This window comes from Cellulosimicrobium funkei, assembly GCF_001019615.1.
Classification (GTDB): Bacteria; Actinomycetota; Actinomycetes; order Actinomycetales; family Cellulomonadaceae; genus Cellulosimicrobium; species Cellulosimicrobium cellulans_E.
Genome location: NZ_JNBQ01000028.1, coordinates 15,963 through 28,769, shown reverse-complemented (window position 1 = coordinate 28,769; position 12,807 = coordinate 15,963). Strand labels below are relative to the sequence as shown.

The 12,807-nt window shown below is 74.2% G+C and carries 13 protein-coding genes; 11 read left to right on the top strand and 2 right to left on the bottom strand.

All coding sequences use genetic code 11. The features are described from left to right. Positions 1 to 26: 26 nt before the first annotated feature. From panD to mshA, 8 genes are all read left to right on the top strand, one after another. The gene (gene panD / locus FB00_RS15985) at positions 27 to 485 is read left to right on the top strand and encodes an aspartate 1-decarboxylase (RefSeq protein ID WP_047233902.1); all 459 of its coding nucleotides are present in this window, start codon (positions 27 to 29) and stop codon (positions 483 to 485) included. Continuing rightward, entirely contained in the window at positions 482 to 2,170 is a 1,689-nt protein-coding gene (locus FB00_RS15980) for an L-aspartate oxidase (RefSeq protein WP_047233901.1), read from the top strand. The genes panD and FB00_RS15980 overlap by 4 nt, the downstream gene beginning before the upstream one ends. A gap of 266 nt (positions 2,171 to 2,436) precedes the next feature. After that, positions 2,437 to 3,318 (top strand): carboxylating nicotinate-nucleotide diphosphorylase, encoded by an 882-nt coding sequence (gene nadC, locus FB00_RS15975; protein WP_231581899.1) that lies wholly within the window; start codon positions 2,437 to 2,439, stop codon positions 3,316 to 3,318. 152 nt (positions 3,319 to 3,470) lie between these two features. Further along, complete coding sequence (gene lysS / locus FB00_RS15970; RefSeq protein ID WP_082141405.1) at positions 3,471 to 4,934, top strand: lysine--tRNA ligase; 1,464 nt, start codon at positions 3,471 to 3,473, stop codon at positions 4,932 to 4,934. A 26-nt stretch (positions 4,935 to 4,960) separates the two neighbouring features. Further along, positions 4,961 to 5,140, top strand: coding sequence for a hypothetical protein (locus FB00_RS15965; protein WP_047233899.1), 180 nt, complete (start codon positions 4,961 to 4,963; stop codon positions 5,138 to 5,140). A 173-nt stretch (positions 5,141 to 5,313) separates the two neighbouring features. Further along, positions 5,314 to 5,649 (top strand): histone-like nucleoid-structuring protein Lsr2, encoded by a 336-nt coding sequence (locus FB00_RS15960; protein WP_047233898.1) that lies wholly within the window; start codon positions 5,314 to 5,316, stop codon positions 5,647 to 5,649. A gap of 140 nt (positions 5,650 to 5,789) precedes the next feature. Then, on the top strand, positions 5,790 to 6,983 hold the full coding sequence (locus FB00_RS15955; RefSeq protein ID WP_047233897.1) for a lactonase family protein: 1,194 nt from the start codon (positions 5,790 to 5,792) through the stop codon (positions 6,981 to 6,983). Positions 6,984 to 7,052: 69 nt separating this feature from the next. Beyond that, a complete protein-coding gene (gene mshA / locus FB00_RS15950) occupies positions 7,053 to 8,312 on the top strand; it encodes a D-inositol-3-phosphate glycosyltransferase (protein WP_047233923.1) in 1,260 nt (419 codons plus the stop codon). Positions 8,313 to 8,335: 23 nt separating this feature from the next. On the opposite strand, the gene FB00_RS15945 is transcribed toward mshA, so the two are convergent. Continuing rightward, entirely contained in the window at positions 8,336 to 8,782 is a 447-nt protein-coding gene (locus FB00_RS15945) for a nitroreductase family deazaflavin-dependent oxidoreductase (protein WP_047233896.1), read from the bottom strand. A gap of 124 nt (positions 8,783 to 8,906) precedes the next feature. Here FB00_RS15945 and FB00_RS15940 point away from each other — a divergent pair, with 124 nt between their 5' ends. Beyond that, positions 8,907 to 9,644, top strand: coding sequence for a phosphoglyceromutase (locus FB00_RS15940; RefSeq protein ID WP_047233895.1), 738 nt, complete (start codon positions 8,907 to 8,909; stop codon positions 9,642 to 9,644). A 172-nt stretch (positions 9,645 to 9,816) separates the two neighbouring features. On the opposite strand, the gene phoU is transcribed toward FB00_RS15940, so the two are convergent. Continuing rightward, a complete protein-coding gene (gene phoU, locus FB00_RS15935) occupies positions 9,817 to 10,500 on the bottom strand; it encodes a phosphate signaling complex protein PhoU (RefSeq protein ID WP_047233894.1) in 684 nt (227 codons plus the stop codon). Positions 10,501 to 10,718: 218 nt separating this feature from the next. Between phoU and FB00_RS15930 the strand changes: the two genes are divergently transcribed. Both FB00_RS15930 and FB00_RS15925 read left to right on the top strand, forming a co-directional pair. After that, entirely contained in the window at positions 10,719 to 12,017 is a 1,299-nt protein-coding gene (locus tag FB00_RS15930; RefSeq protein ID WP_231581895.1) for a sensor histidine kinase, read from the top strand. After that, positions 12,014 to 12,718: a response regulator transcription factor gene (locus FB00_RS15925; protein ID WP_047233893.1), complete on the top strand. Its 705-nt coding sequence runs from the start codon at positions 12,014 to 12,016 to the stop codon at positions 12,716 to 12,718. Before FB00_RS15930 ends, FB00_RS15925 begins: the two co-directional genes overlap by 4 nt. The last annotated feature ends 89 nt before the right edge of the window (positions 12,719 to 12,807 follow it).

The window sequence follows — 12,807 nt, the reverse complement described above, 5'->3', positions numbered from 1 at the left end:
GTCGTCCGGCGTCCTTGCAGCGCCCCATGATGATCGGCAAGATCCACCGCGCGACGGTGACGCAGGCCGACCTGCACTACGTCGGCTCGATCACCGTGGACGCCGACCTGCTCGACGCCGCGGACCTCTACCCGGGCCAGCAGGTCGACGTCGTGGACGTCACCAACGGCGCGCGCCTGACGACGTACGTCATCCCGGGGGAGCGCGGCGCCGGCGAGGTCTGCATCAACGGCGCCGCCGCGCACCTCGTGAAGCCGGGCGACGTCGTCATCCTCATCGCCTACGGCATGCTCGACGACGCCGACGCGCGCACCTACCTGCCGAACGTCGTCTTCGTGGACGAGCAGAACCGGATCGTCGAGCTCTCGGACGAGCCCGGCCTCGTGCCCGCGGGACACGGCCTCGAGGCGAGCGGCCTGCCGTTCGCCCCGTTCCGTGGCGGCGACGCCGGGGCCGGCGTCGCGTCCGCGGTGCGCCCCGCGTGAGCGGACGCGGCGGGCCCGGCGCTCCCGTGCTCGCCCGGACCCTCGCGGCCCCGGCGCCGGGCTGGACGACGACGGCGGACGTCGTCGTCGTCGGGTCGGGCATCGCGGGACTCACCGCGGCGCTCGAGCTGCGCACGCGCGTGCCGCGCGTCCTGCTCGTCACCAAGGGCGAGCTGTCGTCGGGCTCGACCGTGTGGGCGCAGGGCGGCATCGCGGCGGCGCTCGACCCCGAGGACTCGCCGGAGGCGCACCTGGCGGACACGCTCGTCGCGGGCGTCGGGGTGTGCGACCCGGCCGCGGTCGAGGTGCTGGTCACCGAGGGTCCCGCGCGCGTGCGCGAGCTCGTGGCCCGCGGCGCGAACTTCGACCGCGCCGAGAACGGCGACATCGCGCTGACGCGCGAGGGCGGCCACCACGCGGACCGCATCGCGCACGCGGGCGGCGACGCGACGGGGGCCGAGATCTCGCGCGCCCTCGTCGCGCAGCTCGACGCGGTGCGCAGCGACCCGGGCATCGAGGTCATCGAGAACGCGCTCGTGCTCGACGTCCTCACGGGTGAGGGTCCCGACGGCGCCCCGCGTGCCTGCGGAGCCACGCTCCACGTGCGCGGCGAGGGCACGCGCGACGGCGTCGGCGCGGTGCTCGCGCGCGCGGTCGTGCTCGCGACCGGGGGAGTGGGCCAGGTGTTCCGCTCCTCGACCAACCCGCCGCAGGCGACGGGCGACGGCATCGCCGCGGCGCTCCGCGCGGGTGCGACGCTCGGCGACCTCGAGTTCGTCCAGTTCCACCCGACGGTCCTGTGGCTCGGGCTCGGCGCGCGAGGGCAGCTCCCGCTGATCTCCGAGGCGGTGCGCGGCGAGGGCGCGATCCTCCTCGACACCGACGGACACCGCTTCATGCCCGCGCAGCACCCCATGGCCGAGCTCGCGCCGCGCGACGTCGTCGCGCACGCGATCGTGCGGCAGATGGCTGCCACGGGTTCGGACCACGTGCTGCTCGACGCGCGACACCTCGGCGCCGACTTCCTGCGCTCCCGCTTCCCGACGATCACCGAGCGGCTCGCGGAGAACGGCCTCGACTGGACCGAGGAGCCCGTCCCCGTGGCGCCGGCCCAGCACTACCACTCGGGCGGCGTCGTGACGGACCTGCACGGGCGCTCGACCGTCGACGGGCTCTACGCCATCGGCGAGGTCGCGTGCACGGGGGTCCACGGCGCCAACCGGCTCGCGTCCAACTCGCTGCTCGAGGGGCTCGTGTTCGCGCACCGTGCGGCGCGCCAGATCACCGACCGGGTCGCGGCCGGCGAGCTCGAGCCGGTCGAGCCCGTCCGACGTACCGGCCCGTCGGCGCTCGTCGCGGCCGCGGCGCGCTCGCGGATCCAGTCGATCGCCTCGGCCGGTCCCGGCGTGATCCGCGACGGCGACGGCCTCGCCGCCGCCGCGGCCCGCCTCGCCGCGGTCCGCACCGACGCGCACGAGGCGAGCGACGTCGTCGCGCAGCCGCAGGCCGCGGAGTGGGAGACGACGAACGTGCACCAGGTCGCGACCGCGCTCACCGCGGCCGCGGCGCTGCGCACGGAGAGCCGCGGCGGCCACTTCCGCACCGACTTCCCGGACACCGACCCGGCGTGGGAGCGCCGCGTGCTCGTGTCGCTCGACGCGGACGGGACGCTGCTCGTCCGCTGACGGACCCGCTCCGCTCGGCCGCGGCCGCCCCGCCGAACCCGGGGTTGTCGACGGGTTCGCGCCCATGTCGGACGACAACTCCGGGCTCGGCGCGGGTCGACGGGACGCGACCGCCGCCCCTGCCGGACGCGGAGCCTCTGTTCGCGGACGAGCGGATACGGTGGGGAACCGTGAGCAGCCCTGCCGAGCCCGTGTCCGCCTCCCCGTCCGACGGCGGAGCGCCGCCCGCCCCGTCACGCGTCGAGCCGGGGCTCGACCCGGCGTGGATCGCCGAGACCGTCGCGCGGGCGCTCGACGAGGACCTGGGCGTCGCGCCGGGCCGCGACGTCACGACGCAGGCGACCGTGCCGCCGTCGGCCACCGGGACGGCGCACCTCGTGGCGCGCGCGGACGGGGTCGTCGCGGGGCTCGTCGTCGTCGAGGAGGTGACGCGGCAGGTCGCCGAGCGGTTCGGGCTCCCGCCCGTCGAGGTGACGTTCGTCGCGTCCGACGGCGCGGCCGTGGGGCGCGGCCGCGTCCTCGCCGCGCTCACGGGGCCGGTCCAGGTGCTCCTCGCGGCCGAGCGCACGCTGCTCAACCTCGCGAGCCGCGCGTCGGGCGTCGCGACGGCGACGCGCGCGTGGGCGCGCGAGCTCGCCGGCACGGGCGCGCAGGTGCTCGACACGCGCAAGACGACGCCCGGCCTGCGCGCCCTGGAGAAGTACGCGGTGCGCGCCGGGGGAGGCACGAACAAGCGCATGGGCCTCTACGACGTCGCGATGGTCAAGGACAACCACGTCGTGGCCGCCGGCTCGGTGAGCGCCGCGATCGACGCGATCCGCCGCACGTTCCCCGACGTGCTCGTCCAGGTCGAGGCGGACACGACGGCGCAGGCGCTCGAGGCCGTCTCGGCGGGCGCAGACTTCCTCCTGCTCGACAACATGCCGACGCCGGTGCTCGCCGAGACGGTCGCCGCCGTCCGGGCCCGCGAGGGCAAGGACGGCGTCCCGGCGAAGGTCGAGCTCGAGGCCACGGGCAACCTCACCCTGGACCGCGCGCGCGAGGTCGCGGGCACCGGGGTCGACTACCTCTCGGTCGGCGCGCTCACCCACTCGGCCCCGATCCTCGACCTCGCCCTCGACCTCCTGCCCACCCTCCCGCCGAGGTAGAGCCCTGGCACCGCGAGATAGAGCCCTGGTACCAGGCCTCTACCTCGACGGCGTGCGAGCGTCGGTAGAATCCTCGGGTGACCTCCCCCGCCGGAACCCCTTCTCCTGACGCGCGCGAGCCCGAGGAGCACGTCGACGACGTGCCGGAGCAGATGCAGGTCCGCCGCGAGAAGCGCGAGCGGATCCTCGCGCGCGGCGACCAGCCGTACCCCGTGTCCGTCCCGCGCACGACGACGATCGCCGACGTCCGGGCCGCGTACGCGCACCTGGAGACGGGCGAGGAGACGCAGGACGAGGTCGGCGTCGCCGGTCGCGTCGTGTTCCTGCGCAACACGGGCAAGCTGTGCTTCGTCACGCTCCAGGACGGCGAGGGCAACCGCCTCCAGGTCATGCTGAGCCAGGCCGTCGTCGGCGAGGAGTCGCTCGCGTCGTTCAAGGCGGACGTCGACCTGGGAGACCACCTCTTCGCGCACGGACGCGTCATCAGCTCGCGCCGCGGCGAGCTGAGCGTGTTCGCCGACCGGTGGCAGATCGCCGCGAAGGCGCTGCGCCCGCTCCCCGTGCTCCACAAGGAGCTCTCGGAGGAGGCGCGCGTGCGCCAGCGCTACGTGGACCTCATCGCGCGCCCGGCCGCCCGGGACACGGTGCGCCTGCGGGCCGCCGTCGTGCGCTCGATCCGCGAGAACTTCTGGGAGCGTGGTTTCGTCGAGGTCGAGACGCCCATGCTCCAGACGCGTCCGGAAGGCGCGGCGGCGCGCCAGTTCGAGACGCACATGAATGCTTTCGACATCGACCTGTTCCTGCGTATCGCGCCGGAGCTGTTCCTCAAGCGCGCGGCCGTCGGCGGCGTCGAGAAGGTGTTCGAGATCAACCGCAACTTCCGCAACGAGGGCGTGGACTCCACGCACTCCCCGGAATTCGCGATGCTCGAGGCGTACGAGGCCTATGGCGACTACGACACCATGGCGGCGCTCACCCAGGACCTCGTGCAGCGGGCCGCGCAGGACGCGCTCGGGACGACCCTGGTCACGCTCGCCGACGGCACGGAATACGACCTCGGCGGCGAATGGACGCAGCTGAAGATGTACGACTCGCTCTCGGACGCGCTGGGCGAGGCGATCACGCCCGAGACGTCGGTCGAGTCGCTGCTGACGTACGCCGACAAGTTCGAGCTCACCTTCGACCCGAAGAACGTCAACCACGGAAAGCTCGTCGAGGGTCTCTGGGAGCACCTGGTGGGCGACCACCTCGTCGCGCCGACGTTCGTGCGCGACTTCCCCGTCGAGACCTCCCCGCTCACGCGCGACCACCGGGCGGTGCGTGGCCAGGTCGAGAAGTGGGACCTCTACGTGCGGGGCGTCGAGCTCGCGACGGCATACTCCGAGCTGGTGGACCCGGTGGTCCAGCGCCAGCGCTTCGAGGCGCAGGCGCTGCTCGCGGCCGCCGGCGACGAGGAGGCCATGCGCATCGACGAGGACTTCCTCACCGCGATGGAGTACGCGATGCCCCCGTCGGGCGGTATGGGCCTGGGCATCGACCGCCTGCTCATGGCGCTCACCGGCCTCGGCATCCGCGAGACCATCCTCTTCCCGCTCGTGAAGCCCGCGCAGCAATAACGCGCCCAAGACCTAGGATCGACAGCATGGACATCTGGCCCACCGTCGCGGCACTGATCCCCTCGATCGGTGTCGGCGTGCTCTTCTACGTGGCGATGCGGGCCATCGTGCGCGCCGACCGCAACGAGCGCGCCGCCCTCGCGCGCCTGGACGCGGAGCAGGAATCGGGTGTCGGCGGGAATGTCGCGCCCGCGCGCGACTCCTGAGCATCGCCCGTTAGCGCGTGCAAATAGCCGCGAGATGATGTACTTGCGTCCAGGAATGGTGGGCTAAGCCGCGAGAGACACGTGCCGGACAACGGTGCGGCCAATTGACGGTCCCGAGTTTTCGATGCATCCTGACGAGGACAATCATTCCTGTGAAGCGTGAGGTAACCACAGTGGCCCAGAAAGTCCAGGTAATTCTCGTCGACGACCTCGACGGGGGCGCGGCCGACGAGACCGTCACGTTCGCGCTCGACGGCGTCTCCTACGAGATCGACCTCAGCACCAAGAATGCGCAGGAGCTGCGCGACGCATTCGCGTCCTGGGTCGGCAACGCGCGCAAGGTCTCGTCCCGCACGAGCACGGCCCGCCCCGCGCGCCGCAGCGGCCGATCCTCGGGCTCGGCCCGCGCGACCGAGGTCCGCGAGTGGGCACGCGCCAACGGCTACACGGTGAACGACCGCGGCCGCATCTCCCAGGAGATCCAGACGGCGTTCGACGCCGCGCACTGACGCGACGCCGCACGAGCACCGGAGCGCCCCGCCGACGAGTCCGTCGGCGGGGCGCTCTCGCGTCCGCGGACGTCGAGCCGACCGCCGGTATCGGTCCGGCGGGTGCCGGTGGCACGCGTCCGGAGAACTAGGCTCGGGTCATGACCTCCGCGACCCGCGCCCTCTGGATCGGCACCTACCCGCACCCGGCGAACGGCGGTGCGGAGGGCGTGTGGCGGGTCGGGCTCGACGTCGACGCCGCGGCCGGGACCGGGTCGTTCGTGGGCGGGGTGCTGGCAGCCGAGTCGCCGTCGCCGTCGTTCCTCGCGCTCGACGACGACACGCTGTACGCGGTGGGGGAGACGGAGGCCGGCTCGGTGTCGGCGTTCGCGGTCGGGTCCGACGGCGGCCTCGCGCCCCGGGGCGAGCGCGTCGCCACGGGCGGCTCGTACCCGTGCCACGTCGTCGTGAGCGGGGACGTGCTCGTCGCGAACTACGGGGACGGCGTCCTGACCGCCGTCGCGACCGCCGCGGACGGCGCGCTCGCCGCAGCGGACGGCCGGCCCGGCACCGCGGTGCGCCGCCAGGGCCACGCGGGAACGGGTCCGGTCACCGACCGCCAGGAGGGCCCGCACGCCCACTTCGTCGCCCCGCTCGCGCACTTCGGCGCGGCGGACGACGGCAGCGGCGACGTGCTCGTCGTCGACCTGGGGACCGACGAGCTGCGCCGGCACGACCCCGCGGCACCCGACGGCTCGGCCCCGCGCGTCGTCGCGACCTTCCCGCCGGGGACCGGTCCGCGCCACCTCGCCGCGCTGCCGTCCGGGCACCTCGTCGTGGTCGGCGAGCTCGACCCGGCCCTGTTCGTCCTCGCCCCGGTCGACGGCCCCGACGGCGCGCGCACGTACGACGTGGTCGCGCGCTACGACGTCACGCACGCCGCCGCCCCTGCAGGCGGCGGGAACTACCCCTCGCACGTCGCGGTCTCGGCGGACGGCACGCGCGTCCTCGTCGCGGTGCGCGGCGCCGACGTGCTCGCCGTGCACGCGGTCGAGCCCGGGCCCGACGGCGGCGTCCCCTCGCTGCGCCACCTCGCGGACTCCCCGGTGGGCGGCGCCTGGCCGCGCCACTTCGCCGTCCTCGCCGGCTCCGGGGCTCCCGACGAGCCGCTGCACGACCTCGTCGTCGTCGCGAACCAGAACGACGACCCGCTCATCGAGCGGCCGGAGGCCGCCTCCGCGGGGGAGGGGCCGACGTCGAACCTCGCGCTCCTGCGCGTGCGCCGCTCGGACGGTGCCGCCCACGTGGTCGACGTGCTCGCGCTGCCCGCCCCGGCGTGCGTCGTGGAGGCCTGAGCCGCCGTGACCGCGCTCGAGCTGCCGGAGGGCGTCTCCCCGGACCCGTCGACCCCGCTGCGGGTCGCCATGCTCTCCGTGCACACGTCGCCACTCGACCAGCCGGGCACGGGCGACGCGGGTGGCATGAACGTGTACGTCACGGAGCTCGCGCACGCGCTCGCGCGCCGTGGCACGCAGGTCGAGATCTTCACGCGCGCCACGGCGTCGAGCCAGCCCCGCAAGGTCGAGGTGTCCGACGGCGTGACGGTGCGCCACGTCGTCGCCGGGCCCTTCGAGGGGCTCGACAAGAACGACCTGCCCGGCCAGCTCTGCGCCTTCACGGCGGGGGTGCTGCGCGCGGAGGCGCGGCACCACGAGGGCTGGTACGACGTCGTCCACACCCACTACTGGCTCTCCGGGCAGGTGGGCTGGCTCGCGGCCGACCGCTGGGACGTCCCGCTCGTGCACACCATGCACACGCTCGCGCGCGTGAAGAACGCCGCGCTCGCCCCGGGCGACGCGCCCGAGCCCCTGGGGCGGATCATCGGGGAGGAGCAGGTCGTCGCCGAGGCGGACGCGCTCGTCGCGAGCACGGACGCCGAGGCGGACGACCTCGTGCGCGACTACGCCGCCGACCCCGCGCGCGTGCACGTCGTGCCGCCGGGCGTCGACCTCGACCTGTTCTCCCCGGACCCCGGCAGCGCGTCGGCGGCCGACGGCGCCGCGCGGCGGGAGCGGCGCCGGGCGCTGCGCGCCGGGCTGGGACTGCCGACCACCGGCGGCCTCGTGCTCTTCGCGGGGCGCGTGCAGCCGCTCAAGGGCCCGGACGTGCTCGTCCGGGCGCTCGGCGTCCTCGCGGAGCGCGGGGAGCACGTGCCGACGCTCGTCGTGCTGGGCGGCCCGAGCGGGCGCCCGACGGCGGTGCGCGAGCTCGAGGCGCTCGCCTACCAGGTCGGGGTGAGCGACCGGCTCGTCGTGCGCCCGCCGGTCCCACGGGACGAGCTCGCGCAGTGGTACCGGGCGGCCGACGTCGTCGCCGTGCCGTCGCACAACGAGTCGTTCGGGCTCGTCGCGGCCGAGGCCGAGGCGAGCGGCACGCCCGTCGTCGCGGCCGCCGTCGGCGGGCTGCGGACGGTGGTCGAGGACCAGGTCTCCGGCGTCCTCGTGCCCGACCACGGCCCGCAGACGTGGGCGCGCGTGCTGGGCGACCTGCTCGCCGACGACGAGCGCCTCGCCACGCTCGGCGACGGCGCCCGGCGCGCCGGCGAGCGGTTCGGCTGGGACACCGCCGCGCTGCGCATGCTCGACGTCTACGCGCAGGCGCGCAAGGTCCGCGCGGCGCGCTGACGTCGCGCGGACCTCGCTGCGGGTCAGGCGTCCGGTGCGGTGCGCTCCAGGACCAGGACGGGGATCTCGCGCGACGTCTTCTGCTGGTAGTCCGCGTACGGCGGGTAGGCCGCGACGGCGCGCTCCCACCAGAGCGCCTTCTCCTCGCCGTGGACCTCGCGCGCGACGTAGTCGTGGCGCTCGGCCTCGTCCTGGAGCTCGACCTGGGGGTGCGCCAGGACGTTGTGGTACCAGACGGGGTGCTGAGGGGCGCCGCCCAGCGACGCGACGACCGCGTACGCGCCGTCGTGCTCGACCCGCATGAGCGGCGTCTTGCGGACCTTGCCGGTGCGTCGGCCGAGGGTCGTGAGCACGACCACCGGCATCCCGTTCAGGGTCGTGCTGCGCGTCCCTCCGGACGACTCGTAGGACTCGGCCTGCTTGCGGGACCAGGCGCTCGGGCTGGGGGCGTACTCTCCGTCGATCGGCATGTCCGGGGCAACGTGCGCGCCGTCCGCCCGATTCCCGGACCTTCGTCCCACGCCCGACGGCGACGGTCACCACCACGTGGGACGCGGGTGCCCGCGCGGCGGGCCGTGCGGCAGGATGGAGCCCATGACCTACACCCTCGTGCTGCTCCGCCACGGCGAGAGCGAATGGAACGCCAAGAACCTGTTCACCGGCTGGGTGGACGTCGCCCTGTCGGAGAAGGGGACCGAGGAGGCGAAGCGCGGCGGTCAGCTCCTCACCGAGGCCGGCGTCCTGCCCGACGTCGTGCACACCTCGCTCCTGCGCCGCGCGATCACGACGGCGAACCTGTCGCTCGACGCCGCGGACCGTCACTGGATCCCCGTGAAGCGGTCGTGGCGCCTCAACGAGCGCCACTACGGCGCCCTCCAGGGCAAGAACAAGAAGCAGACGCTCGAGGAGTTCGGCGAGGAGCAGTTCATGCTCTGGCGCCGCTCGTACGACGTCCCGCCGCCCGAGATCGAGCTCGGCTCCGAGTTCTCGCAGGACGCGGACCCGCGCTACGCCGACGCCCCCGTCGTGCGCACCGAGTGCCTCAAGGACGTGCTCGAGCGCGCCCTGCCGTACTGGGACGGCGAGGTCGTCCCGGACCTGAAGGCCGGCAAGACCGTCCTCGTCGCGGCGCACGGCAACTCGCTGCGCGCGATCGTCAAGCACCTCGACGGCATCTCCGACGAGGACATCGCCGCGCTCAACATCCCGACCGGCATCCCGCTGCTCTACGAGCTCGACGAGGACCTCAAGCCGATCACCAAGGGCGGCCGCTACCTCGACCCCGAGGCCGCCGCCGAGGCCGCTGCCGCGGTCGCCAACCAGGGCCGCTGACAGCCCGCACGCAGAGACGACCGTGGCCCGTCCGGGAATCCGGACGGGCCACGGTCGTCTGTGCGCAGGAACCGGGACGGCGAGGGAGAACCACCGGCACCGAGGTAGAGCTCCGCGGGTCCTACCTCGAGACCTGCGGCTCTACCTCGGGTGCAGGGCCGTGGACCCGTCGTCAGGCAGACGCGCGGGCGGAGCCGGCGGGGGTGCCGCGGTCGTCGGCGAAGTCGCCGGTGACGAGGTACGTCACGCGCTTGGCGACGGAGACGCCGTGGTCGCCGAAGCGCTCGTAGTAGCGGCCCACGAGCGTGACGTCGACCGTCTCCTGCGGGGTCCCCGTCCACGTGCCGTCGAGCAGCGCGGTGAAGGTGTCCTGGTGGAGCTTGTCCAGCAGGTCGTCGTCGCGCTCGATGTTCGCGGCGACGGTGAGGTCGCGCGTGGTGAGGAGCGTCGTCGTCCGGCGGGCGACGCGCACGGCGGCGTCGTGCATCTGCTCGAACGTCCGGTGGAGCGACGGCTCGATGGCGCGGGCCGGGTAGCGGCCGCGCGCGACCTGGGCGATGTGCCGGGCGAGGTCGCCCATGCGCTCCAGGGTGGCGCTCATGCGCAGCGCGCTGACCACGACCCGCAGGTCGGTGGCGACGGGCTGCTGCTGCGCGAGGAGGAGCACGCAGCGCTCGTCGAGCTCGCGCTCGAGGGCGTCGATCGTGTGATCGTCGCCGATGACCGACTGCGCGAGCTGCAGGTCCGCCGTGAGCAGCGCCTGCCCGGCGCGGTTCACAGCGGACTCCACCAGCCGGCTCATCTCGGCCAGGTCGTCGCCGACCTGCTTCAGCTCGGCCTCGAAGATCTCCCGCATCGCTTCCCTCTCGTCGTGACCGGTCGGTCCGGTCCGTGACGGCGTGCACCCCTGCGCGCCGGGCGGCGCCCGGGCACGCCGTCGGCTCCTGTCACGCTCGCAGGCGCGGTCGACCGGGCGGTGAACTCCAGGGCGCCGCCAGGTGAACTCTTGGCGGCTCGCGCCTGCGGGGCGCCGGATCGACCGGTCGGGCGCGCACGCGACCGTAGGCTGGAGGTGTGCAAGCCGAGAGTCTCATCGAGGGCGCGACCGTGCTGGCCGCCGGCGTCGTGGGCGTCGTGGTCGGCGTGATCGCGGCCATCGCGTTCCGCGTGAGCGAGCGCCAGCAGCGTGCTGCGCGGGCGGAGCCGGCACCCGAGCTCGACGAGGGTCTCGTCCGGGTGCTGGCCGTGCTGCGGTCGGCCGCCGTCGTCCTGGACGAGGAGGGCGAGGTGGTGCGGGCCAGCCCGCCGGCGTACGCGCTGGGCGTGGTGCGGGGCGACGCGATCGCGCACGCGGCCATCCGGGACATGATCGACGACGTGCGCCGGGACGGCGTGATCCGCGACGAGGAGCTCGAGCTCCCGCGCGGTCCGGTCGGCCGGGGCACGGTCATGCTCCAGGTCCGCGTCGCGCAGGTGGGCCCGCAGCACATGCTCGTCCTCGCGGAGGACCGCACGGAGGCGCGGCGCGTCGAGGCGATCCGCCGCGACTTCGTCGTGAACGTGTCCCACGAGCTGAAGACGCCGGTCGGGGCGCTCGCGCTGCTCGCCGAGACGGTGCAGGACGCCGCCGACGACCCGGTGGCGGTGCGGCGGTTCTCCGCGCGCATGCAGTCGGAGGCGACGCGCCTCTCCGCTCTCGTGCAGGAGATCATCGAGCTCTCGCGGCTCCAGGTCGCGGGTGCGCTCCAAGAGGTCACGGTGGTGCCGGTGCGGGGCGTGATCGAGGAGGCGGTGGACCGCGCGCGCACGACCGCGCAGGGCAAGGGCATCACGCTCACGACCGGGGGAGAGCTCGACGCCGCCGTGTACGGGGACCACAACCTGCTCGTGACGGCTGTGCGCAACCTGCTCGACAACGCGGTCGCCTACTCGGGCGAGAACACGCGCGTCGGCGTCGGCGTCTCGCTCGCGGACGACCTGGTCGAGATCGCCGTGGTGGACCAGGGCATCGGCATCTCGGCCGACGAGCAGGCCCGCGTGTTCGAGCGGTTCTACCGGGTGGACCCCGCGCGCTCGCGCGACACCGGCGGGACAGGCCTCGGCCTCAGCATCGTCAAGCACGTCGCGGCCGACCACGGTGGCGAGGTCACCATGTGGTCCGAGCCCGGGCGCGGCTCGACCTTCACGCTCCGGATCCCCGCGGCGGACGTGCCGGCCGGGCAGGCGCACGTCGCGCCGTCGGGCACGGTCCACGACGCGGCGCGGGACGAGGGCACGGCCGGGGCCGTCCCCGTGCCCGTGCAGCACGACGTGCGGCGGGCCGTGGAGACCCCCGCACCCGACGACGTTCAGAACAAGGAGGTAGGCGCGTGACGCGCATCCTGGTGGTGGAGGACGAGGAGTCGTACCGCGACCCGTTGACGTACCAGCTGCGACGCGAGGGCTTCGACGTCGTCGAGGCGGCGACGGGCACCGAGGCGCTGGAGCGGTTCGACGCGGACGGGGCGGACCTCGTCCTGCTCGACCTCATGCTCCCCGGGCTGAGCGGCACCGAGGTGTGCCGCGAGCTGCGGCAGCGCGGCGACGTGCCCGTCATCATGCTCACGGCGAAGGACTCGGAGATCGACAAGGTCGTGGGCCTCGAGCTGGGCGCCGACGACTACGTGACGAAGCCGTACTCGTTCCGCGAGCTGCTCGCGCGCGTACGCGCCGTGCTGCGCCGCAAGGGCGGCGAGAATGGGGGCGAGGTCGTCGCGGAGAGCGCGCTCGAGGTCGGTCCGGTCCGCATGGACGTCGAGCGGCACACGGTGAGCGTCGACGGCGAGGTCGTGCCGTTCCCCCTCAAGGAGTTCGAGCTCCTCGAGCTGCTGCTGCGCAACGCGGGGCGCGTGCTCACGCGCGGGCAGCTCATCGACCGGGTCTGGGGCACGGACTACGTGGGCGACACGAAGACGCTCGACGTCCACGTGAAGCGCATCCGGTCGAAGATCGAGCCCGAGCCCGCGAGCCCGCGCTACCTGCTCACGGTGCGTGGCCTGGGGTACAAGATCGCGGACGGCGTCGGCCAGGCCTGACCGCTCCGGCACAGCGCACGAACGGCCCCGGCGCGTCCCTCACGGACGCGCCGGGGCCGTCGTCGTGCGGCGCGGAGGCCCGGACCGAC